Here is a 22,917-nt window from a genome sequence, read left to right on the forward strand (position 1 = left end):
AGCAAGTTATAACTATTATTAATATTTTTTCATACCGCAGTGAAATAATCTGAATTCCCCACAGGTCTTTTTCTCCGAGGCCACATGAATCTGTAGAGACACGCCAGAGCGGCTAATAACGGCTCACTCTGTGAAGAGTTGTTACAGGTTCAAGGCACAACTAGACGTCAACCCCGAATATCCCGACAATAACAGTCGGTTAATAACGGAACGTATACACAAACTTGGAGAGTCACCATGTCGAACAACAAAATGCACAAAAACACTATCGCCGCACTCGGTACCGCCTTTGCAGTCAGTCTGGCAGCAGCACCAATGGCTAACGCGGCTGAGAATCCCTTCCAGATGACCGAGCTCTCAAGCGGCTACATGGTTGCTGACAACCACGCCGGTAAAGAGGGCAAATGCGGCGAGGCGAAGTGTGGAGGTGCCAAGGCTGACGATAAGGCCAAAGAGGGCTCCTGTGGCGGTGATAAGGCCGGCAAAGAGGGTTCATGCGGCGGTGACAAGGCTGCAGCACCGGCCAAGGCGAGCGGTGAAGGTAAATGTGGCGAGGCGAAGTGCGGCGGTAACAAGTAAGGCACTGCATCGTGAGCGAAATGAATCATAAGGTTCATGGCGCCGGACTCGGTCTGCGGCGGCCCCTGCTGGGGCCGCTTACCGAGACGCCGCATGAACAGATCGGATTCCTTGAGGTCGCCCCGGAGAACTGGATGGGTGTCGGTGGTGCGCTGGGCAAACAGTTCCGCGCCTTCACTGAGAGCCACCCCTTCATCCTGCACGGCCTCTCTCTATCAGTTGGCGGTCCCGCACCGCTTGACGAAAACTTTCTGCATCGCCTCAAAACATTTATGGGCGAACACAACATCTCGCTCTATAGCGAACACCTCAGTTACTGTGCCGATGACGGTCACCTCTACGACCTGATGCCGATCCCCTTCACCGAGGAGGCGGTCGAACATGTCGCGGCACGCATTAGAAAGGTTCAGGATATTCTGGGTCAGCGCATCGCCATGGAGAACGTCTCCTACTATGCAGCACCCGGACAGCAGATGGCAGAGATCGACTTCTTCAATGCGGTGATCGAAGCGGCCGACTGCGACATCCTGCTCGATGTAAATAATGTCTATGTTAATAGCGTTAACCACTGTTACGACCCACTCGAATTTATCAAAGCGATCCCCTCTGAGCGGATCGCCTATCTGCATATCGCCGGCCACTATAAAGAGGCCGAAGATCTGCTAGTCGATACCCACGGTGCCGAGGTACTGCCAAGTGTCTGGCAGATGCTCGACTACACCTACCGGCAGCACGGCGTGATCCCGACCCTGCTGGAGCGCGACTTCAATCTGCCACCGCTTGAAGAGCTGCTACTAGAGGTCGATCAGATCAGAACACGGCAACAGAGTGTTGTCGCTGAGATGGAGAGCTCACGTGCAAGCCACTAAACGCCCCGATTTCATCGATCAGCAATACGACTTCGCCGCCTATATTCGTAACCCGGAGCATAATGCGGCACCGGATGGGATTGAGACGCGCCGCATGGCGATCTATCGCGATCTCTTCTACAACAACATCGAGAACTTCGCCGCCAGCGCCTTTCCGGTGATTCGTGCTATCACCTCCGATGAGAGGTGGCACGCGATGATTCGCGACTTTATGGTCAAACACCACTGCAAGACGCCGCTGTTTCTCGAGATCGCCCAGGAGCTGCTCGACTACCTGCAGAATGAACGCGAGCCACAGGCGGACGACTACCCCTTCCTGCTCGAGCTGGCCCACTATGAATGGGTTGAGCTGGCCCTCTCGATCTCTGAGGAGTCAGCCATCGGCGAAGATGTCGATCCCAATGGGGATCTGATAACGGGCATACCGCAGCTCTCACCACTGGCATGGCCACTCAGCTACCACTACCCCGTCCACCGCATTGGGCCAGAGCAGATCCCCGATGGCGAAACAGAGACCCACCTGGTGGTCTATCGTGACCGGCACGACGCGGTTCACTTTCTTGAGATCAACGCCGTCACCGCGAGACTACTTCAGCTGATTCAGCAAAATGTTGCGGCCAGTGGACGCGAGCTGCTCGAATCGATCGCGACCGAGATGAATCACCCACAGCCGCAGCAGATTGTCAGTGTGGGCGCCGAAATTCTGCTCGACCTGCGCCATCGCGACCTGCTGACTGGCATCCACAACATCCCAGAGAGATAGGAGTCCGGAATGCGATTGGCGATCAGGCTACAGGAGCTACTCAACCTCACCCGCAACTTCGACTTTCTCGGACCGCTGGCACTGCGCCTCTATCTGGTCCCGATCTTCTGGATGGCGGGCACCAAGAAGCTATCTGACATGGAGAGCACCATCGCCTGGTTTGGCAATCCCGACTGGGGTCTCGGTCTCCCCTTCCCCACCTTTATGGCCTACGCCGCCAGTATCACAGAGGCAGGTGGCGCCATCCTGCTGTTGCTCGGACTGGCGGTGCGCTGGATATCCATCCCACTGATGGTGACCATGGTGGTCGCCGCACTTACAGTCCACTGGCAGAACGGTTGGCTTGCGATCGCCGAGGGTAATGGCATCTTTGCCAACGAACGGACTGCCGGTGCAGTTGAACGACTCGACCGCGCCAGGGAGCTGCTACGCGAACATGGGCAATATAGCTGGCTCACCGAAAATGGCAGTTTTGTCGTACTCAATAACGGCATCGAATTTGCCGCTACCTACTTCATCATGCTGCTGATGTTGCTGTTTGTCGGCGCAGGACGCTACTTCAGCGTCGACCACTGGATCGCCAAACGTTACATGGCATAACCCCACCAAATCGCTGTGAACTTTACAGCACACGAGGGGCGACTAGATTCACCTTATCAGGCGGTGAAAGAATCAACCGGCCGCCAGGAGGTACATCATGGGTAATTTACTGACTGGAGAGAAACCTCTCGCCTTCGACCACGACGGTTTTATGATCGATGCAGCAGAGTGGGATGAAGAGATCGCCGAAAAGATCGCACTGCTGGATGGATTCAACAGCCTCACACCAGGGCAGTGGCGTGTTATTAAATGTCTGCGTGGCGAGTTTCAGGCTCACCAGATGGCACCGCCCATACCCGCCCACGTCTGTTTTATCACCCACAACGAGCCCCACTGCCTCGACACACTCTTCACCAGCGCCAAAGAGGCATGGCGTATTGCGGGACTGCCCAATCCCGGAGAAGAGGCGCAGGCGTATATGTAGCGCTATCTATGGCGGATCGGAGTCGATGTGACTCCGATCCCTGAGGTTGCTACAAGCCGACCAGGCACCAGAGTCAAAACCCTAGTCCGGTACCTGTTACCAACCGCCCATCCCTGTCACCTAAATAAGTGGCCCGGATGCAGCACGGTGGAATCCGGGATATCGATATAATCCACGCCCCGGATTGCGCTTCGCTCCATCCGGGCTACCCGTTTACTGGAGTCGTACCTCCTGAATCCATGATGGAGGCCAGGAGCATCGAAGAGGTACCGGAGTCGAACCCCGACTCCGGTACCGATCCTGTTATCTATCGTTGGCGTCTACGGCGAGACGATTAAGGAACTGATCCACGAAAGGTTCGGTGACGGCACCATGAGTGCTATCGACTTCACTATGGATATAGACAGAGAGGAGAACCCTGCCGGTGACCGCGTGGTCGTTACCTTGAATGGAAAATTCCTGCCCTACAAATCCGGGTAGAACGCTTATCCACTGATGACTCACACCACATCGATTTATGTGGAGTGAGTACTAGTCATTCAAACGCACAACCTATCGTTTCACATCCTTCATGCGCGACTTAAGCGATGATGTCCGCCGATTCAACTTATCGTCAAAGATCGTCGTGTAGGCCATCACTGCTTTCACATAATCACGCGTCTCACTGTAGGGGATCAGCTCCACCCACTCATCGGCAGGCGTCGTACCGCTATCAGGCAACCAGCTATCGACACGATGCGGACCGGCGTTATAGGCCGCAGTGGCCAACGCCTGATTATTATTAAACCGATCGAGCATGCGCCGCAGATAACTGCTACCGAGTTGTATATTGCGTGAGGGCTGCAGGATATCGTTGCTGCGCAATCGCTTGATACCGAGACTCCTGGAGAGCTCTCGTGCTGTTTTTGGCATCAGCTGCATCAGGCCCAGCGCACCGACGCCTGACTGGGCATCGGCCATAAAGGCGCTCTCACGCCGCAGCACGCCGAAGACCCACTCGGGATCGATCTTCTGACGCTTGGCATTTTTCACGACCAGCTGTTTAAAGGGCGTGGGAAAACGGAGCTCCAGATCGCTCAATTGACCGGTACGGGCCGTGGTGAGGATCGCACCATCGTGCCAGCTCCAGCGACTCGCCAGCACTGCAGCCAGTCGAGTCTGTTGATTATCGAATCCACTCAGCAGCTGGTGCCACTCGCGTCGCGCCTCGGTGTTGCGGTTGAAGTGGAGTAGTTCACGGGTACGTTTTACCGCATCCAGTGCAGCGATCTTTTCGATACCGGTATCTTCATCGAGTAACGGAATCGAGGTGAGATGGTAGGGCCGTTTGGTTTTGTCTGCCGATAGAAATCCGTAATAACTCACCGTACCCGCAAGATCGACATAGGTTTTATTCGCGCTACGTCTATCGCCACTCGCCTCTGCGGCACGTGCCTGCCAGTAACGCCACTGTTTCTCCTGCTGCTGATCCTTGGGCAGGGCCTTGATACTCCTCTTCAGCAGCGGCCAGTCGTTCTGATAGATGGCAAGTTTGGCCTGCCAACGCAGCACCTCATCATTGATCCATTGCGGCTTCAACGCAGTGATCCAGTCGCGTGTCTCGGGTCGTTTCTGCAGTCCACCTCGCACCACGATATAGCGTGCTACCTCTGCACGATCCTTATCACTAAAGCGATAACCATGCTCAATCTTGCTCCACTGTTTCCACGCCTTGGTTGCATCCTTTCTTGCCAGTCTTTTGCTTCCGTAGATAACGATGCGTCGATTAAGTGCATCATCGCGTTTCAACTTTTTCGACGGCAGGTATTTGGCCGGGTCACGCCGCACCTGTTTCCACAGCGTAAAACGCGCCCGATCACTTTTACTCAACCGTTTCGCCAGATAGTTGGCAAGGGTGATATTGCCTTGCTCAACGGCCAAACCGATCCGTTTCCAGATCAGTGCGCCCGTCATACGCGGACTCTTATCGAGCACGGCGAAGAGTGGATCACAAGCCTTCGGTTGCGACTTTCCACTGAGCCAGATCTTCTCAATCTGTGGCAGCAACTTATCGACACCCTTGCTACGGCTCTCGGCACGTAGTGCGTAACATCGATATTTAGCACCATCACGACCGTCGTAGTGCTTCAGATAGCGAGACCATTCACCACGCTTACCGAGTTTGAGTAGATATTTACCCAACAGGCGTGAGGCCAGAGGCAGATCCGAGTAACGTTTTATAAAACGCCTCAACTCACTATCTGAGACCCTATCGAGACGCTGCAGCAGTTCGCTCTGCTGCAGGTAGGGGTAGAGAGGGTAGTGAGTGAGCTTTTTCATCACCCGTTTGAAACGCGGCTTATCCTTCGCCTTGAACGCCGAGACCGCATCTTTATAGAGACGGCGTTCGCTATCGTACTCACCCGCAGAAACTGTACCTGAGAGGAGCAGCCAAACCGACAGCAGCAGGATGGAGAAAAGTGGGCGCATGTGATCGTAGATATCGTCTACTTAAAGTAGCGGTAAAGGGGCCATTCTAACAGCACGGCAGGCGGCTAATCGTCGTCAAAACTCTACAAATAGTGGAAGATTATCGATCTCGTACGCCGATCAACTCGATCTGGTAGCCGTCCGGATCCTCAACAAAGGCGATGATGGTGGAGCCAGCATTCATCGGCCCGGCATCACGCAGAATTTTGCCGCCACGTTCGCGGATCTGCTCGGTCGCCTGGTAGACATCGTCGACCTCCAGGGCGATGTGGCCAAAGGCAGTGCCGATCTCATAAGACTCAACACCCCAATTGTAGGTCAGTTCAATGACCGTATTGTCGGCTTCACCACCGTAGCCGAGAAAGGCGAGTGTGAACTCACCATCGGGATACTCTTTGCTGCGCAGTAGCTGCATACCGAGCACCTCGGTATAGAAGGCGATCGAACGATTCAGGTCGCCTGTGCGGAGCATGGTGTGCAAAATTCTCATAGCCTCTCCATAGAGCCATCGATTATTGGGTGGATGGTGCGCCGAAAAAAAAACCCCCTGCAACCCGAGGCTGCAGAGGGTTATTTTGGCGTTACTGGCGTCAGTTACCGCGCTTGGCACCGATACGCAGACGCAGCGCGTTGAGCTTAATAAAGCCCGCTGCATCCTTCTGATCGTAGGCACCCGCGTCATCCTCAAAGGTGGCGATACTCTCATCAAAGAGTGAATCCTTCTCCGACTTACGACCGGCAATGTAGACGTTGCCCTTGTAGAGCTTGATGCGCACGGTACCGTTAACGTGCTCCTGGCTCAGATCGATCGCCGCCTGCAGCATCTCGCGCTCAGGGCTCCACCAGTAACCGTTATAGATCAGCTTGGCGTAGCGTGGCATCAGCTCATCCTTCAGATGCATCGCCTCACGATCAAGGGTCAGCGACTCCATGGCACGATGTGCACGCAGCATGATGGTGCCGGCGGGAGTCTCGTAGCAGCCGCGTGACTTCATGCCGACGTAGCGGTTCTCGACGATGTCATCACGACCGATACCGTTATCACCACCAATCTTGTTCAGCGTCTCCATCACCGTGGCAGGGCTCATCGCCTCACCGTTGATGGCAACGATATCGCCCTTCTCATAGCTCAGCTCAAGATAGGTCGGCTCGTCAGGGGCCTGCTCAGGAGAGACGCTCCAGCGCCACATATCATCCTCAGGCTCATTCCAGGGATCCTCAAGAATGTCGCCCTCGTAAGAGATGTGCAGCAGATTGGCATCCATTGAATAGGGGGATTTTTTACTCTGCTTGGCATAATCGATCTCGATGCCGTGCTCTTCGGCGTAGGCCATCAGCGACTCGCGGGAGTTCAGGTCCCACTCACGCCACGGGGCGATCACATGGACACCGGGCATCAGCGCATAGGCTCCGAGTTCAAAACGCACCTGATCGTTACCCTTGCCGGTAGCACCGTGGGAGATGGCATCAGCACCGGTCTCTTTGGCAATCTCGATCAGACGTTTTGAGATCAGCGGACGAGCAATCGAGGTACCGAGCAGATACTCGCCCTCATAGATCGCATTGGCACGGAACATTGGAAAGACGAAGTCGCGGGCAAACTCCTCACGCATATCGTCGATATAGATCTCTTTGACACCTGCCGCTTTCGCCTTGGCGCGGGCCGGTTCGACCTCCTCGCCCTGACCGATATCGGCGGTAAAGGTCACCACCTCGCAGTTGTACTCATCCTGCAACCACTTGAGGATGATTGAGGTATCGAGACCACCCGAGTAGGCCAGCACCACTTTCTTCACATCAGACATCAGAACCTCGTCTATCGGTCCCTATGGGACCCGCATCAAAAATCTGGGAGAACGCATCAAGCGGCAGACACCTGAGCCGATTGTGCGAATAGCTTTCAAGCCAGAGGGGGAGGGTAAGGTGCGGAGGAAATCCGCGTCCTGATTGCAACAAAATGCCCGCCCCTGCGGCTAACCAAGGGCGGGATTATAGCGAAAATCGTTACGCAGTGCGCCTCTCTACTTGGAGAGTTCGATCGAGACGCGGCGGTTCTTGGCACGCCCCTTCGGAGTCAGATTGCTCTCCATCGGACGACGCTCACCAAAGGCGTCGGTGGTGATGATGCTGCTATCGACACCAAAGTCGAGCAGATAGCGCTCCACCGTATCGGCACGTTTGCGTGCAGTCACCTCATTTTTATCCATCTCGCCGTCACTGTCGGTATGACCGGCGATCATAATCGACTTCACCTTCGGGTCGTAACGCAGATACTGGGTGAGACGGTCAAGCTCCGCCCGTGCCATACGACTCAGGCCGGTGCTGCCTGAGGCGAAAAAGATCACCATATCGCTGACGGTGTCGTACTCGTAGGGCGGCAGCCCGGCCACGCAACCGAGAAACTCATCCAGACCATCACGGAACTTAACGGTCGAGAGCGTTACCTTGATCTGATCCTTACCGTTCGCCCAATCACCGTAGCTGAAGGTGGGCTGCATCCCCTCCTCCAACTCGTAGAGCATACGCAGCGCCATCTCGCCCTTTATATAGAAGGGACGGCGGCCCTTGCTCATGCGCGTCGAACCCACCTCACGCACCTGCTGCGACGACTGCCAACCGGTCGGATAGGAGGAGATATGCGCCTTACCTGAACGCGCCTCTTCACGGTTGGTGGAGATAAAAAAGACCATGTCGCTATCGATACGGCGCACAAAGGTAGCGATACCGTAGTAGGGAATGATGTGGGAGAGCTCACAGCTCCCCTTGCTGCTGATCGCGCTCCAGCTCGAGCTCTCCAGCGTCGCCGCATAGCTCTGGTACTCCGCTCTCGCAGATAACGACATCGGGGAGTCGATATTTTGCGGAAGCTTGTTTTGGGCATCCAAGCCCAAGCAAGCGGCAAATACTTAACGCGACCGTTTATGCCTACGGCGCCCCGACGTCCTGCGTACGTTGCGTAATCACCTCTTCGCGGCTCTACACAACTCCCTCAGTGACTCTACGCCGACATAAAGCCGCTGCTGCATCTTCTCCGTCGTTCGCTCACGCTCTCAACTACGAATAGGCAGACGGCGTCGACTATCGGGGACTAACCGCCTTCGCTTCGCTATCCATGGCGGTCAGCGCCAGCAACAGTAAAACCAATGAAAACAGACGCTTCAAGGGACACCCCACATCACAATTACAACTTCTCGTACACCTATTGTCGGCCAGATCGGTGCAATCTTTACTCATGGCACAACTGGCAATGGCGACAACTAGCCTTTCAAACAGAAAGGGGCATCCCGAAGGACACCCCTTTTATACGATCCATGACGCACAGATCAGCTACCACTACCTCGCCAAGCCGAACTAAGCATGGCGAACAGCAGTACGGCGATAAAGGCCAGACCACCAAAGAAGAGCTTAATCGGTCCGGGCGGCTTGCCGCTCAGACCACTCTTGCCATCTCTGGGGAGTGCCAGACACATCGTCTTTAGTTCCGCCCTTCCCTAGCCAACCGGCTGGAAGTGGGCAGGCTCCTGCTCGGCCATATGCTCGTAGGTCTGCCAGCGCAGATCGAGCGACTCCTGAGCCAGCTTCATCAGCTTGGCGGCGGCATCGGCATTGTTCTTCTGCAGCAGCTTGTAGCGCTGTTCGTTGTAGGCGAACTCCTCGAGTGGAATCGAGGGGCGCGTGGAGTCGAGGATGAAGGGACGTAGACCCGCCTTGCGACGCTGCGGGTTGTAGCGCAGCAGTGGCCAGTAACCGGATTCAACCGCCTTCTCCTGCTGCGACAGACCATCGCGCAGATCGATGCCGTGTGCAATACAGGGGCTGTAGGCAAGGATGATTGATGGGCCTGGATAGGCCTCAGCTTCACGCATCGCCTGCAGGGTCTGCTGCGGGTTGGCACCAAAGGCCACGCGGGCGACATAAACGTTACCGTAGGAGATCGCCTGCAGCGCCAGATCCTTCTTCGTCACCGCCTTACCGGCGGCAGCAAACTTGGCCGTTGCTGCAATCGGTGTCGACTTGGAGGCCTGACCACCGGTGTTGGAGTAGACCTCGGTATCGAGCACCAGCACGTTGATGTTACGACCGGAGGCGAGTGCGTGGTCGAGACCACCCGAGCCGATGTCGTAGGCCCAACCGTCACCACCGACCAGCCATACTGAACGACGAACCAGATGATCGGCCACGGTCAGCAGCGCCTTTGCCTTCGGGTCGTCAATCGTCTCCAGACGACGCTTGAGCTCTTTCACCCGCTCTCGCTGCTGATGCATCTCGGTACCGATCTCCTGACTGGTATCCATCAACGAATCGATGAACGCCTGATCGAAGTGATCGGTCATCCCGGAGAGCATATCCTTGGCCATCACCAGCTGCTGGTCGGCCGAGACACGCATGCCGAGACCAAACTCGGCGTTGTCCTCAAACAGCGAGTTGGACCAGGCAGGACCACGCCCCTCTCTATTGGTACTCCACGGTGTCGCCGGCAGATTACCGCCATAGATCGAGGAGCAGCCGGTGGCGTTGGCCACCAGCAGTCGCGGACCAAAGAGCTGGGTCAGCAGACGTACATAGGGGGTCTCACCACAACCGGCACAGGCACCAGAGAACTCAAACAGCGGTTCGAGGAACTGGGCACCACGCACCGAGGCGAAGTTGACCGTGGAGCGTTTGTTAACCGGGATGGTGTCGAAGAAATCGATATTGGCTCTGGCCTCATCAAGATCGGGCTCTTTGGCCATCATGTTGATCGCCTTGCGCGAATTCGAGTCGTCGTTCTGATCGTAAGCGGGACACGCCTCGACGCAGAGGCCACAACCGGTGCAGTCCTCAACATAGATCTGCAGGGTGTAGCGTGACTCGGGGAAACCGCGAGCCGAGACGGGCGCCGACTCAAAGGTCGCCGGTGCGTTATTGAGCGTATCTTCGTGATAGAAACGGGCGCGAATTACGCTGTGCGGGCAGACGAAGGAGCAGTTACCACACTGGATGCAGACATCGGGCTCCCACTTCGGCACGAAGTCAGCGATGTTACGTTTCTCCCAGCGGGCAGTACCGCTAGGGTAGGTGCCATCGACCGGAATCATCGAGACCGGTAGATCGTCACCACGGCCCGCGAGCATCGGTGCCGTGACCTCCTGAACAAAGGTCGGCGCCTGTACTGAAACCGACGGCTTCATACCGTGGCTGGAGCTGATACGTTCCGGCACCTCAACCTGGTGCAGATGATCGAGTGAGGCATCAACCGCCTTGAAGTTGAGATCGACAATCTCCTGACCCTTACGCATATAGGTCTTCTCGATCGCCGCCTTGATGTTGGCGATCGCCTCATCACGTGGCAGCACGCCGGAGAGGGCGAAGAAGCAGGTCTGCATAATGGTGTTGATACGACGACCCATACCGGCATTACGTGCCACGGTGGTGGCGTCGATAACGTAGAAGCTGATGTTCTTGTCGATAATCTGCTGCTGTACCGGCTCTGGCAGATCGTCCCAGACCTTATCGGCAGCGACCGGGCTGTTGAGCAGGAAGACCGCCTTGTCGGCCGCCTTGTCGAGCATCTCCACCTGATCGATGAAGTTGTACTTGTGGCAGGCGATGAAGTTGGCCGAGGTGATCAGATAGGGGGCCTTGATCGGGTCGGGACCGAAGCGCAGATGCGAGGTGGTCTGCGAACCCGCCTTCTTCGAATCGTAGACGAAGTAGCCCTGACAGTAGAGATCGGTGCTCTCACCGATAATCTTGATCGAGTTCTTGTTGGCCGAAACGGTGCCATCAGAACCGAGACCGAAGAACATCGCACGGGTGACGTTATCGGGTTCGATATCGAAACCGTGATCGAACTCGATCGAGCTGTGGGTCACATCGTCGTTGATGCCGACGGTGAAGTGGTTCTTGGCGTTATCGGCGGCGAGGTTATCGAAAACCGCACGCGCCATCGCCGGAGTGAACTCCTTGGAGGAGAGACCGTAACGACCACCGATCACACGCGGCATCGCATCGATCATCCCCTCACCCAGCGCCTCGGCCAGGCCCGTGATCACATCCTGATAGAGCGGCTCGCCCGCGCCACCTGGCTCCTTGGTACGGTCGAGCACGGCGATCTTCTTGCAGCTCTTCGGTAGCGCCCCGAGCAGGTGTTTCATGCTGAAGGGACGGAACAGACGCACCATCACCAGACCCAGCTTACGACCGTTGGCGTTCATCTCGTCGATGGTCTGCTCGACGGTCTGTGCACCAGAGCCCATCATCACCACCACCTCTTCGGCATCCTCTGCGCCGTAGTAGTCGAACAGGTGATACTGACGTCCGGTCAGCCTGGCCAGTTCATCCATCGTCTCCTGGACAATTTCAGGCACCGTGTCGTAGTAGGGGTTGGAACTCTCACGCCCCTGGAAGTAGACATCGGGGTTCTGCGCAGTACCGCGAATAAAGGGGTTATCGGGATTGAGTGCACGGTTACGGTGAGCAAAGACCATCTCTTCGCTGATCATCTCGCGGATCTGATCATCGGTGATGAGGCTGATCTTGTTGATCTCGTGCGAGGTACGGAAACCGTCGAAGAAGTTGATGAACGGTACGCGCGCCTTGAGCGTCGCGGCGTGGGTAATCAGCGCCGCATCGTGCGCCTCCTGTACCGAATTGGAGGCGAGCATGGCAAAACCGGTCATGCGCGCCGCCATCACATCCTGATGGTCACCGAAGATCGACAGTGCCTGGGCGGCGATTGAGCGGGCCGCGACATGGAACACCGACGAGGTCAGCTCACCGGCAATCTTGTACATGTTGGGCAACATCAACAGCAGCCCCTGCGAGGCGGTAAAGGTGGTGGTCAGTGCACCGGTCTGCAGTGCGCCGTGGGCGGTACCGGCGGCACCTCCCTCACTCTGCATCTCGATGACCTGTGGCACCTGGCCCCAGATATTCTTAATCCCCTGGGTCGCCCACAGATCGGAGAGTTCCGACATATCGGACGAGGGGGTGATCGGGTAGATCGAGCAGATGTCGCTGACCCGGTAGGCGATGTGTGCGACGGCGTTACCACCATCGACGGTAACCTTCCTGGTGTTGTTCTGTTCACTCATACTGTTTATCTCTTGTTTTCCGGGGCGCAGCCGATGATGCCGGCCGACTCGCTCTCAGGGATCATCTCGATCGCGTGACAGGGGCACTGCTCCTGGCAGACGGCGCAACCGGTGCAGAGCTCATAGTTGTACTGGTACTTCTTGCCGGGACCGAGCTTGATGATCGCATCCTCAGGACAGGAGCCGTAGCAGCCGTCACACTCGAAGCAGTTACCGCAGGAGAGGCAACGTTTCGACTCGTAGACCGCCTCCTTCTCCGAGATTCCCTGCAGAATCTCTTCAAAACCACCGAGACGCTGGGAGAGCGGCAGATTTTGCTGCTCGGTCATCGGTGCCTCGGTACGGTACCAGAGCTGTAGCTTTTCGTGATCGACAATCGGGTGCTTGGAAAGAGGCTGATAGGTCTCGCCGCGCAACCAGCCATCGATATAGCGTGCCGCCTTCTTGCCGTGGCCGGTAGCGATGGTGACCGAGCGATCGGTAGGGACCATATCGCCGCCAGCGAAGATTCCATCCGCGCCGGTCATCATGTTCTCACCAACCACAACGGTGTCATCGCGTTTGAACTCGATACCGGGAACATCACAGAGGAAGCCGGTATCGGTCTGCTGACCCACCGCCATGATCAGCGAGTCGGCCTCCAGCTTCTCGAACTTGCCGGTGGGCTGGGGACGACCATCTTCGCCCAGCTCCATGATCTCAACCTCGATGGTGCCACCATCAACCTCCTTGATGGTGCGCAGCCAGTTGATCTTGACCCCCTCCTCCAGCGCCTCGTCGGCCTCGAAGTCGTGGGCGGCCATGTTGTCGCGGTCGCGGCGGTAGATGATCATCGCCTCATCGACACCCATGCGCTTGGCGACACGCGCGGCATCCATCGCGGTATTACCACCGCCGTAGATCGCAACACGACGACCGAGCTGAACCGGCTCGCCATTCTCCACACTCTTGAGGAAACTGACCGCATCCATCATGCCCTTGGCATCACGCGCCGGTACGTCGATGTTCTTGGAGATGTGGGCACCGACTGCGACAAACACCGCCTGGAAGTTGCCCTTCTCCTTCTCCGTCTGCACATCCTCGATGCGGTGGTTGAGGTGGATCTTCACTCCCATATCCTCAACACGCTTGATCTCACGTTTGAGTTCATCGCGTGGCATGCGATAGGCGGGGATACCGAAGTGGATCATGCCACCTGCGACCGGACCGGCCTCGAAGATCTCTACCTCGTGGCCGAGGCGGGTCAGGTGGTAGGCGGCAGAGAGGCCACTGGGCCCCGCACCAACCACCATCACCCGCTTGCCACCAGCAGGGGCGGTGAATTCTGGCTTCCAGCCCTGCTCCATCGCCATATCACCGAGGAAACGCTCAACGGCGTGGATACTCACCTCGGCATCGGTGTAGGCGCGGTTACAGGCGGTCTCACAGGGGTGATAACAGACACGGCCGTGAATCGCCGGGAAGGGGTTGTTCTCCAGTAGCAGCTGCCAGGCGGCGTGGTATTCGCCAGCCTGAGCCAGTGCCAGCCAACCCTGAATATCCTCACCTGCTGGGCAGCCGTGGTTACAGGGGGGCAGGTAATCCATATAGATCGGGCGACGGGATCGTAACGCACCGGTGCCCTTGGCAAACTTATCCGGGTCCAGATGGGCAGTCATATCCTTGGCGGTCATGGGACATTTCTCTCTATACAATCAATGAGATAGCGCGACACGCACAGGGGGTGTCAGCAAAAGGCAGCATTGTACCGTTTCAGCGAGACGAAAACCAAACACATTACCTATATAGGTATAGGGCGTAGGGGTAATTGGACGAGAACGCCTGCCTTGCACATCAAGCAATCGTGACGGCACCACTAGATAGGCAAAACCTGTTATCAGCCTAGTCAACGCTCGAGACACTCCCCTGATCCGGTCGGAGTGGTCGTTAATTATTGAAACTATTTCTTCAAACCGTACCTATAAAACATCAACACCAGGAGATCATTCCCATTTGGTTAGGGTGGCAATTCGCTCACCCACTGAAATTCATCTAGTGTTAAAAGATAATCAACCCAGCGCAGCGCCAAAAACAACAATAAACCAATGACAACTAGCTATCATGAACAGAACTGATCGACTGCAAACCCTTGGCCTGATCACACTCCTGGTTGGCGGCTTACTCTCGCTACTGCTCTACACGCTACTTCGACAGATAGAGGACGATGAGATTCAGCTAAAACTCATCAGCCAGGCCGAGCAGCGCAGCGCAGCACTCGCCGTTGAGGGTGAGGCGATCGAGGAGGCGCTGCATGGCCTCGATGGGCTCTACGCCGCCTCCACCCATGTTGGTCCAAATGAGTTCAGAACCTTCCTCCAGGTCGCCTTTCCCAGGCAGACGGAGATCCGCAATGCCGTCTGGATCGAGAGGGTGCGAGGTAGTGAGATAGAGAGCCTCTACGACAAGGCACGTGGTGACAACTATCGCGACTATCAGATCAGAGAGCTATCCGCGGAGAGCGGAAAACTGGTTAAAAGTGATCCCCGCGATGAGAACCTGATCGTCTACCACGCCTACAACCGTGAGACACCATGGCTACCCCAGGGATTGAACCTGAGCACGCTCTCCACCTACCAACAACTACTGACACACACCACAGCAGCGAAACAGATCGTCTCACTTCTGGGTGACAAACGATTCTCTCAGCAAAACAATGCAACCATGGAGCTCTTCCTGCCTGTCTTCGAACGGCCATTGCAGAGTGATACGGGTAACGACCCTCCCGCTCAGCTACGCGGTTTCATCGGCCTGCGCATCGACGTCGCCAGCATGGTCGAAACGGCCTACCAGCGACACATTCCAAAGAGTGCCGGCCTCGATGTCTATATTGTCGACGTCGACCCCAGAAGATCTGCCGAGATCCTCTATTTCCACCCCTCCCGTGCTCGCAGCACACCGATACCTCCCATGCCCGTCTCACAGCTCAACAAGGGGCATCTTGTCAGCAAGAATCTCCCTCTCGCCGACACCGTATGGCGCACCGTGCTCCGCCCGATCCCCGGTTATTTTGAGACAGGCCAGAGCACCACGCCCCTGTTCGCCCTGATCGTAAGCCTGCTCTTTACCCTGCTGGCGGGGGGCTATCTCAATTCACTGCAGCGCCGACGTGTGGATATCCAGCAGCTTGTCGAGCAACGCACTGCCGAGTTGAACGCCAGTCGCGAGACCAATCGCGCCGTACTGGAGACGGTAGTCGACGGCATTATCACCATCGATACCAAAGGTGCAGTGCAGACCTTCAATCCTGCTGCCGAAAAGATCTTCGGCTATCCCGCTGAAGAGGTCATCGGTAACAATATCAACATGCTGATGCCCGAACCCTTTCATAGTGCCCACGACGGTTACCTTGAGAATTACCTCACCAGTGGAGAGAAAAAGATCATCGGTATCGGCCGCGAAGTGACCGGTCAACGCAAAGATGGCTCGGCCTTCCCGATGGAACTCGCCGTCAGCGAGATGGTGGTCCATGAACAGCGGATGTTTACCGGCATCGTGCGCGACATTACCGAGCGAAAAATGTTGGAGCAGGTCAAGAGTGAATTCGTCTCCACCGTTAGCCATGAACTTCGTACCCCTCTGACCTCTATCCGCGGCGCACTCGATCTGGTACTCGGCAAGGTCGCCGATCAACTCCCGGCCAAGGCGCGCAAGATGCTGGAGATGGCCAACCGCAATAGTGAGCGCCTGACACTGCTGATCAATGACATCCTCGATCTGGAGAAGATCGAATCGGGGCGACTGGTATTCGAATTCAAGGCACAGGATCTGATCCCGCTGGCACAGCAGGCCATTGAAGACAATCACGGCTACGCCAACAAACACGACGTCTCGCTTATTCTCACCACCAGCCTGACTGAAGCCGCAATCTATGGCGATGAACACCGGCTACTGCAGGTTTTCGCCAACCTGATCTCCAATGCGGTGAAGTACTCTCATCCAGGCGGCGAGGTTGAGCTGGTCATCGAGGCAGGCGACAGCGGTTATCGCATTGCCGTTTGCGACCACGGCAGCGGCATCCCGGAGGCGTTTCGCAGTACTATTTTTCAGCGCTTTGCGCAGGCCGACAGCTCCGACACTCGGGAGAAGGGGGGAACCGGACTGGGACTCAGCATCACCAAGGCGATCATCGAACGACACGGCGGTAGCATCGACTATGAATCGGAGCTGGGTAAGGGGACACGCTTCTTCTTCGATCTATCGGCCATGGAAGCGGAGAGCGAATCGCCTCAAGCGAGTGAAGAGGCACAGGTCCTCATCTGCGAGGATAACGCCGATGTCGCCACCATATTGGCCGAAATGGTCGAGACCCAGGGGGGTAAGGCCGATATCGCCACCACGGCCGCAGCCGCTCGCACCCTGCTTAATAGTCACCTATACCGTTTCATGTTGCTCGACCTCACCCTGCCGGATGCCGATGGCCTACAATTGCTTCAGGAACTCAGAAACAACCCTGAGACGGCAGAGCTGCCGATCATCGTTGTCTCGGGGCGTGCCGAAGAGGGGCGTGCCGCCTTTGCAGGCGACGCGGTAACCGTTGTCGACTGGCTGCAAAAACCGGTCGATCAGGCGCGGCTGGAGTATGCCATGCGCTCAGCGTTGAGCCACACCGTGCGTCCACACATTCTGCACATCGAGGATGACCCGGATATCGTGCAGATCGTGCAGACCCTGCTTGAGGAGATGGCCGACCTCAGCTTCGCCAGCAGTGTGAAAGAGGCACGTGAACAGTTGGCCAGCCATCAATTCGAGCTGGTAATTCTCGATCTGGGTCTCGCCGACGGATCAGGTGTCGAGCTGCTCGACGAGCTCAAGGGGCACGCACCGGTGGTCATCTTCTCGGCACAGGTCCCTGATGATGAGATCACCCGCCAGGTGGGTGCGGCACTCACCAAATCGATGACCAGTAACGAACAGCTGCTGACCACAATCAATCGGATGTTGAAGGAGTAACAGAGATGAGCGATACGATATGCGTACTCTATGTCGAGGATGAGCCCGATATTCGCGAGGTGGCAGAGTTCGCACTCGAGGATGAAGGGTTTGAGCTGATCCAGTGCGCCTCTGGCCTGGAGGCACTGGAGAAGGGTGAGGGGCTCACAGCAGACCTGATACTGCTCGATGTCATGATGCCCGGCATGGACGGGCCCTCGACACTGACCCGACTTCGTGAACTCCCCAATCTCTGCAACACACCCGCCATTTTCATGACCGCCAAGGTACAGCCCAATGAAGTGGCAGAGTACAAGGCGATGGGTGCACTTGGGGTGATCGCGAAACCGTTCGATGCAATGACCCTCGCCGATGTGATCCGTGGCCATCTGGAGACAACCGTTGTCTGAGTCGATCGACAAGAAACGTAACAAGTTTCGCATCCTGCAGCAGCGGTTTATCGATCTCCTTCCGCAGCGAATCGAGGAGATTGAGGGCGGTTGGCGAAGCGTTCGAACATCGGGGTCCGAGAGCCCTGACCTCGAAGCGTTAACTCGCAACTCACACAGCCTGGCCGGCTCATCCGGCACCTTCCACTTTTTCCACTTTGGTGAGGTCGCCCGCTCGCTCGAGGCACTTCTGCATAGCTATCAGGATGCGGAGAACGATAGCGCAGAGCTGATTGATCACATCGACGATGCGATCATGCAGTTGCGAGAGGTTGCCGCAGAGGGGCCCGATCAAACCTCCACCGAAACCTTTCCCGATCAACACACACCGCGCGTTAGCGATGAACAGCCGCTGGTCTATCTTCTCGAGGATGACCAGACACTGGCAACAGAACTCGCCGATCAGATCGGCCACTTTGGCTACACCGTCGAGGCCTTCTACAATCCGGAAACATTGGAGAGTGCCGTCAAGGCACGTCCACCGCACGCCATGCTCGCTGACATCCATATGCAGAGCGGTCCCACCGCCGGTGCCGACATCATCAAAAAGATTCACCACTGCACCGATCGGGATCTTCCTGTGATCTTCATCTCCGCCTACGACAGCTGGCAAAACCGGCTCAATGCGGTACGCGCAGGGGGCCACGCCTACCTCTCCAAGCCGCTCAATGTCGACCAGCTGACCGAGCAGCTCGATCAGGTCACCGGCATCCGTCAGGAGGTCGAGTACCGCATTCTCATCGTTGAAGATACAACCCTGCTGGCGGAACACTACGCGGCGGTTCTCGAGTCTGCGGGGATGGAGGCGAAGATCGTCAGCGACCCCTCTCGCCTGCTCGAGGTGCTGCCGGAGTTTATCCCCGATCTGGTGCTGATGGATCTCTACATGCCCGAGTGTAGCGGCGTGGAGGCGGCGAAGGTGATCCGCCAACACAGCGGCTACACCAATCTGCCGATCGTCTATCTCTCTACCGAGAAGGGATTGGAGCAGCAGCTGGAGGCGCTGCGACAGGGTGGCGACGATTTTCTGCAGAAACCGATCAGCGACGAACACCTGCTCGCCGCAGTCAAGATTCGCGCCCGACGCTTCCGCGAACTCAGCGCCCTGATGACCCGCGACAGCCTGACCGGACTACTCAACCACATCAACCTCAAACTCTCACTGGAGCGCGAGCTCTCACAGGCCAGGCGCAACAGCACCACACTCACTTTTGCCATGCTCGATATCGACCACTTCAAGTCGGTCAACGATCTGTACGGCCACCCCGTCGGTGACCGGGTGATCAAGAGTCTGTCACGCATCCTTAGCCACCGTCTGCGCAAAGGGGATATCGCGGCCCGCTATGGCGGCGAGGAGTTTGCTGTAATCCTGCCCAACACCTCAGTGAGTGACTCGTGTCGCGTGCTCAATGAACTGCGCATCGCCTTCTCCGAAATCGGTTTCACCTCTGGCGACGCCGACTTCAACGCCACCTTCAGTGCCGGTATAGCCGAAAGTGACCCGCAGCAAGATATGCAGTCGCTGATTACTGCCGCCGACAACGCCCTCTACCAGGCCAAACACAACGGCCGGAATCGCATCGAGAGCGACGGGCAGCAGAAGGCTACGTAGAACGCACACCCCTACCACACAAAAAAGGCGGCCGATGGCCGCCTTTTTTACCTGCGCCTTTTCTTGCTGCGCCGCAGACGCGACAGCAGCCGCCGCGCCAGATCACCGAAGATCTCGGTCTGGGTCGGATGGGGATGGATCGCGCCACCGACCTGCTCCAGCGTCATCTCACCAGCAACCATCATCACCGCCTCACCGATCAGGGTATCGGTATGGTCGGCAAGCAGGTGAACACCGATCACGCGATGGTTCGACTTATCGGCGACGATCTTGATCAAGCCGTGCTGCTCACCGGTGATCATCGCCTTGGCATCGATATTCATCGGCACCTTCACCTCGGCGGCATCGATACCCTGCGCCTTGGCCTGCGCCAGGGAGAGACCGACAAAACCGGCCTCGGGACGGGTGAAGATCACCCCGCTATCCTTGCGCTCATCGTAGACCATCTCCTCACCGAGAATAGTGGCGGCTGTAACACGCCCCTGCTGACCGGCGGTGTGGGCGAGCATCAGCCCACCGATCACATCACCCACTGCATAGATATTGCTAACACTGGTGCGGCAGTGGGCATCGACCTTGATCACACCCTCTTCGACCGCCACACCGGCGGCATCGAGCTTGAGCGGTTCGAGTACCGGCCGCTTGCCGGTTGCCATGATCACGTAGTCGCACTCAAAGCGTTCTGCGATGCCCTCACTATCCTCGTAGGCCAATACCATCTGACCCGGTTCGCCACTGATCGAAACGACCTTGACCGAGGTCTCGATAGTGAGATTGGGATCGTCGTTGAGCACGGCAGTGAGCTGTTTGGCGATCTCCGGCTCCACCTCGGCGAGAATCCGCTCCTGTCCCTCGAACAGCGTCACCTCGCTGCCAAAGTCCTGAAAAATCTGCGCCATCTCCATGCCGATTGCACCACCACCAACCACGCCAAGTTTTTTAGGCACGCCAGTGAGCCCCCAGACAGTATCGGAGGTGAGTAGACCACCTGAGGCTATTCCCTCGGCCGCACCGGGAATCGGTGGTACGAAGGGCGGCGCGCCGGTGGCGATCACCGCACAGCCGAAGCTGACGTGTTTGCCCTTGGAGCCATCTCCGTTGATCGCACGGGTATGTGGGTTCTCCGAGTTACCCGACTGATCGATAAAGAGACGATGCTCACTCTCGAACCAGGCGAAGCCCTGAATCACCTCAACCTTCACCCCCTTGTCGGTCTTGAGCGCCATCTGTCCACGCTGCTCAAGCACGCCACGACGGTGCGCCTCGAGTGCATTCCAATCTAGCTCAGGGGTGTTGGTGCCGTTCACGCCGAGCAGCGTGTCGTGGGCGCGATCGCGCATCCGATCAGCCGCAGCACGCCACGCCTTGGAGGGGATACAGCCGCGCCAGAGGCATTCGCCGCCGGGGAAGGGGGCGTCGTTAACCATCGCCACCTTGAGGCCGTGACCGGCGAGATCGCGGGCGCAATCCTCACCGCCGGGGCCGCCTCCAATCACCACCACGTCGTAGTCCCACTCACCCTCGGGAATTGCTGGCCCCATCGGCCCGATCCAGCTCTCGGGCTGCTCGATCAGCCCCTTGAGCGTGTTGAGATAACCGGCCACCTCGGCACCGTTGGCAACACGGTGGTCGGCGGTAATAGTCAGTGGCATCCCCTCGGGACCGGCGGCGGCGATCGCCAGGATCGCAGCGGTGCCGGGAGTCGGGATGGCATCGAAATAGGCGACACCCATCATGCCCATGTTGGAGACCATGAAGGTCGGATTGGCGTACTCCTCCGGTGCCAGACGACGCTTGCGCGCACGGTCGACTAGATCCTTCCAGTTCTCATTCAGATCATCGAGTGAGCGTGATTCACATCCGCGCAGCACCGGCACCACCAGCCCACCGCCCTCGGCGGTGACGGCCATGCCAATATCGACGTTGTCGCGCTCGACCAGCTTGTCGACCGGTTGATAGGCCCAGTTGATTGAGGGGTGCTGTTTCATCGCCTCGGCACACGCCTTGGCGATCGCTACCGTGACCGAGACACCCAGCTTCTTCGCTGCCATGATCAGTGCCGCTGGCTGCGCATTGAGGGTGACGTGGAAGGTCGGCATGGTCAGCGAGGCGGTCATCGATGCGGCGACCGCCTTCTCCATCGCACTCATCGCACGACCGTGACCCGGCACCTGAATCTCCGGCTGAGTATGGGCGGGGGTCTGCTCGGCCACCTCGGTAGGACGTTCCACCGGTTGGGCACTGCGCACATCATCGGCGGTGATCTCGCCCTCTGGTCCGGTGCCGTGCAGGTTGTTCAGATTGACGTTAAGCGAGGCGGCGAGTTTACGTGCATAGGGGGTGGCGTATTTGTTGGCGGGACGGGGTGCGGGGGTAACATCATCCCCAACCTCTGCGACAGCCGTTATCGTTTCACTGGTTGGCTCTGCGGCAACCAGTGACACCGACTCTCCAGCCGCCTTTTTGCTCACTACCACCTCATCGCTGACCACCTGCCCGGCGCTGTCGACCAGATAGGCAAGCGCCTCACCGACGGCAATGGTTGAATCGATTGCGGCGATCGGTCCCGAGAGGAAACCCTCGCGGAATACCTCTACATCCATGATCGCCTTGTCGGTCTCGACGGTGGCGACAATATCGCCACGGGTGATCGCATCACCGAGCGACTTCTCCCAACTCACCACCACACCCTCGGTCATGGTATCGGAGAGCTGCGGCATCTTGATGGTGTGGCTGGCACCCTCGGGCTCGTTTGGCGCTACATCTGAAGGGGTTTCGGCAGCCGGCGCAGGCTCACCACCGCTGTTCACCTCATCGATACGCTCGACCAGATAGGCGATTGCCTCACCAACGACGAAGGTAGAATCGACAGCGGCGATAGGACCAGAGAGGTAACCATCCCGAAACACCTCGACATCCATGATCGCCTTGTCGGTCTCGACCGTGGCGACAATGTCTCCGCGCACAATCTTGTCGCCGACATTTTTCTCCCAGCTCACCACCACGCCCTCGGTCATGGTGTCGGAGAGTTGGGGCATCTTTATCTGATAGGGCTCAGCCATTATCTATTCCATTGTAAAAAGGGGACGGGGCAGCCCAGGCTACGCC

17 protein-coding genes and 1 pseudogene are annotated in these 22,917 nt (G+C 57.3%); 10 read left to right on the plus strand and 8 right to left on the minus strand.

The window, feature by feature from the left end; all coding sequences use genetic code 11:
• Positions 1-237 precede the first annotated feature (237 nt).
• The 7 genes and pseudogenes from HUE57_RS15865 to HUE57_RS15895 all read left to right on the plus strand — a co-directional run.
• Entirely contained in the window at positions 238-579 is a 342-nt protein-coding gene (locus tag HUE57_RS15865; protein WP_078483424.1) for an HvfA family oxazolone/thioamide-modified RiPP metallophore, read from the plus strand.
• Positions 580-599: 20 nt separating this feature from the next.
• A complete protein-coding gene (locus tag HUE57_RS15870) occupies positions 600-1,448 on the plus strand; it encodes an HvfB family MNIO-type RiPP peptide maturase (protein WP_174673511.1) in 849 nt (282 codons plus the stop codon).
• Positions 1,435-2,211, plus strand: coding sequence for an HvfC family RiPP maturation protein (locus HUE57_RS15875; RefSeq protein ID WP_174673512.1), 777 nt, complete (start codon positions 1,435-1,437; stop codon positions 2,209-2,211). Before HUE57_RS15870 ends, HUE57_RS15875 begins: the two co-directional genes overlap by 14 nt.
• A gap of 9 nt (positions 2,212-2,220) precedes the next feature.
• Entirely contained in the window at positions 2,221-2,811 is a 591-nt protein-coding gene (locus HUE57_RS15880; protein ID WP_078483421.1) for an HvfX family Cu-binding RiPP maturation protein, read from the plus strand.
• A 97-nt stretch (positions 2,812-2,908) separates the two neighbouring features.
• Complete coding sequence (locus tag HUE57_RS15885) at positions 2,909-3,235, plus strand: TusE/DsrC/DsvC family sulfur relay protein (protein WP_078483420.1); 327 nt, start codon at positions 2,909-2,911, stop codon at positions 3,233-3,235.
• 137 nt (positions 3,236-3,372) lie between these two features.
• Positions 3,373-3,573 carry a hypothetical protein gene (locus HUE57_RS15890; protein WP_135622124.1) on the plus strand — a complete coding sequence of 67 codons (201 nt, stop codon included), beginning with the start codon at positions 3,373-3,375 and terminating at the stop codon, positions 3,571-3,573.
• Positions 3,536-3,715 (plus strand): annotated as a pseudogene (locus tag HUE57_RS15895) (cyanase); the annotation flags it as partial. The gene HUE57_RS15890 and the pseudogene HUE57_RS15895, both read left to right, overlap by 38 nt.
• 72 nt (positions 3,716-3,787) lie before the next feature.
• Here the strand turns inward: HUE57_RS15895 and HUE57_RS15900 are convergent.
• The 7 genes from HUE57_RS15900 to HUE57_RS15930 form a co-directional block, all read right to left on the minus strand.
• A complete protein-coding gene (locus HUE57_RS15900; RefSeq protein ID WP_078483419.1) occupies positions 3,788-5,704 on the minus strand; it encodes a transglycosylase SLT domain-containing protein in 1,917 nt (638 codons plus the stop codon).
• A gap of 100 nt (positions 5,705-5,804) precedes the next feature.
• Positions 5,805-6,194, minus strand: a complete 390-nt coding sequence (gene gloA / locus HUE57_RS15905) for a lactoylglutathione lyase (protein ID WP_236725665.1) — start codon at positions 6,192-6,194, stop codon at positions 5,805-5,807.
• 100 nt (positions 6,195-6,294) lie between these two features.
• Positions 6,295-7,509: an argininosuccinate synthase gene (locus HUE57_RS15910; protein WP_078483417.1), complete on the minus strand. Its 1,215-nt coding sequence runs from the start codon at positions 7,507-7,509 to the stop codon at positions 6,295-6,297.
• 216 nt (positions 7,510-7,725) lie between these two features.
• On the minus strand, positions 7,726-8,547 hold the full coding sequence (locus tag HUE57_RS15915; protein ID WP_174673513.1) for a flagellar protein MotY: 822 nt from the start codon (positions 8,545-8,547) through the stop codon (positions 7,726-7,728).
• Between the two features lie 480 nt (positions 8,548-9,027).
• Positions 9,028-9,174 carry a hypothetical protein gene (locus HUE57_RS15920; RefSeq protein WP_172840223.1) on the minus strand — a complete coding sequence of 49 codons (147 nt, stop codon included), beginning with the start codon at positions 9,172-9,174 and terminating at the stop codon, positions 9,028-9,030.
• 21 nt (positions 9,175-9,195) lie between these two features.
• Positions 9,196-12,780, minus strand: a complete 3,585-nt coding sequence (nifJ, locus tag HUE57_RS15925) for a pyruvate:ferredoxin (flavodoxin) oxidoreductase (RefSeq protein ID WP_078483415.1) — start codon at positions 12,778-12,780, stop codon at positions 9,196-9,198.
• A 5-nt stretch (positions 12,781-12,785) separates the two neighbouring features.
• A complete protein-coding gene (locus HUE57_RS15930) occupies positions 12,786-14,453 on the minus strand; it encodes an NAD(P)-binding protein (protein ID WP_078483414.1) in 1,668 nt (555 codons plus the stop codon).
• A gap of 427 nt (positions 14,454-14,880) precedes the next feature.
• Here HUE57_RS15930 and HUE57_RS15935 point away from each other — a divergent pair, with 427 nt between their 5' ends.
• Genes HUE57_RS15935 through HUE57_RS15945 form a run of 3 tightly spaced genes read left to right on the plus strand, consistent with a single transcriptional unit; the run spans position 14,881 to position 19,809 of the window.
• A complete protein-coding gene (locus HUE57_RS15935; RefSeq protein ID WP_078483413.1) occupies positions 14,881-17,769 on the plus strand; it encodes a hybrid sensor histidine kinase/response regulator in 2,889 nt (962 codons plus the stop codon).
• 5 nt (positions 17,770-17,774) lie between these two features.
• Positions 17,775-18,158: a response regulator gene (locus tag HUE57_RS15940; protein WP_078483412.1), complete on the plus strand. Its 384-nt coding sequence runs from the start codon at positions 17,775-17,777 to the stop codon at positions 18,156-18,158.
• Positions 18,151-19,809 carry a diguanylate cyclase gene (locus HUE57_RS15945; RefSeq protein WP_172840222.1) on the plus strand — a complete coding sequence of 553 codons (1,659 nt, stop codon included), beginning with the start codon at positions 18,151-18,153 and terminating at the stop codon, positions 19,807-19,809. Before HUE57_RS15940 ends, HUE57_RS15945 begins: the two co-directional genes overlap by 8 nt.
• A gap of 47 nt (positions 19,810-19,856) precedes the next feature.
• On the opposite strand, the gene HUE57_RS15950 is transcribed toward HUE57_RS15945, so the two are convergent.
• Positions 19,857-22,871 carry an FAD-dependent oxidoreductase gene (locus tag HUE57_RS15950; RefSeq protein ID WP_174673514.1) on the minus strand — a complete coding sequence of 1,005 codons (3,015 nt, stop codon included), beginning with the start codon at positions 22,869-22,871 and terminating at the stop codon, positions 19,857-19,859.
• Positions 22,872-22,917: the final 46 nt, after the last annotated feature.

Source organism: Candidatus Reidiella endopervernicosa, from assembly GCF_013343005.1.
GTDB lineage: Bacteria > Pseudomonadota > Gammaproteobacteria.

Coding starts and splice junctions, on each gene's coding strand:
- HUE57_RS15885 (WP_078483420.1), top strand. CDS start 2,909: ATGGGTAATTTACTGACTGGAGAGAAACCTCTCGCCTTCGACCACGAC.
- HUE57_RS15935 (WP_078483413.1), top strand. CDS start 14,881: ATGAACAGAACTGATCGACTGCAAACCCTTGGCCTGATCACACTCCTG.
- HUE57_RS15940 (WP_078483412.1), top strand. CDS start 17,775: ATGAGCGATACGATATGCGTACTCTATGTCGAGGATGAGCCCGATATT.
- nifJ (WP_078483415.1), bottom strand. CDS start 12,780: ATGAGTGAACAGAACAACACCAGGAAGGTTACCGTCGATGGTGGTAAC.
- HUE57_RS15920 (WP_172840223.1), bottom strand. CDS start 9,174: ATGTGTCTGGCACTCCCCAGAGATGGCAAGAGTGGTCTGAGCGGCAAG.
- HUE57_RS15900 (WP_078483419.1), bottom strand. CDS start 5,704: ATGCGCCCACTTTTCTCCATCCTGCTGCTGTCGGTTTGGCTGCTCCTC.
- HUE57_RS15865 (WP_078483424.1), top strand. CDS start 238: ATGTCGAACAACAAAATGCACAAAAACACTATCGCCGCACTCGGTACC.
- HUE57_RS15880 (WP_078483421.1), top strand. CDS start 2,221: ATGCGATTGGCGATCAGGCTACAGGAGCTACTCAACCTCACCCGCAAC.
- HUE57_RS15930 (WP_078483414.1), bottom strand. CDS start 14,453: ATGACCGCCAAGGATATGACTGCCCATCTGGACCCGGATAAGTTTGCC.
- HUE57_RS15950 (WP_174673514.1), bottom strand. CDS start 22,871: ATGGCTGAGCCCTATCAGATAAAGATGCCCCAACTCTCCGACACCATG.
- HUE57_RS15910 (WP_078483417.1), bottom strand. CDS start 7,509: ATGTCTGATGTGAAGAAAGTGGTGCTGGCCTACTCGGGTGGTCTCGAT.
- HUE57_RS15890 (WP_135622124.1), top strand. CDS start 3,373: ATGCAGCACGGTGGAATCCGGGATATCGATATAATCCACGCCCCGGAT.
- HUE57_RS15870 (WP_174673511.1), top strand. CDS start 600: ATGAATCATAAGGTTCATGGCGCCGGACTCGGTCTGCGGCGGCCCCTG.
- HUE57_RS15915 (WP_174673513.1), bottom strand. CDS start 8,547: ATGTCGTTATCTGCGAGAGCGGAGTACCAGAGCTATGCGGCGACGCTG.
- gloA (WP_236725665.1), bottom strand. CDS start 6,194: ATGAGAATTTTGCACACCATGCTCCGCACAGGCGACCTGAATCGTTCG.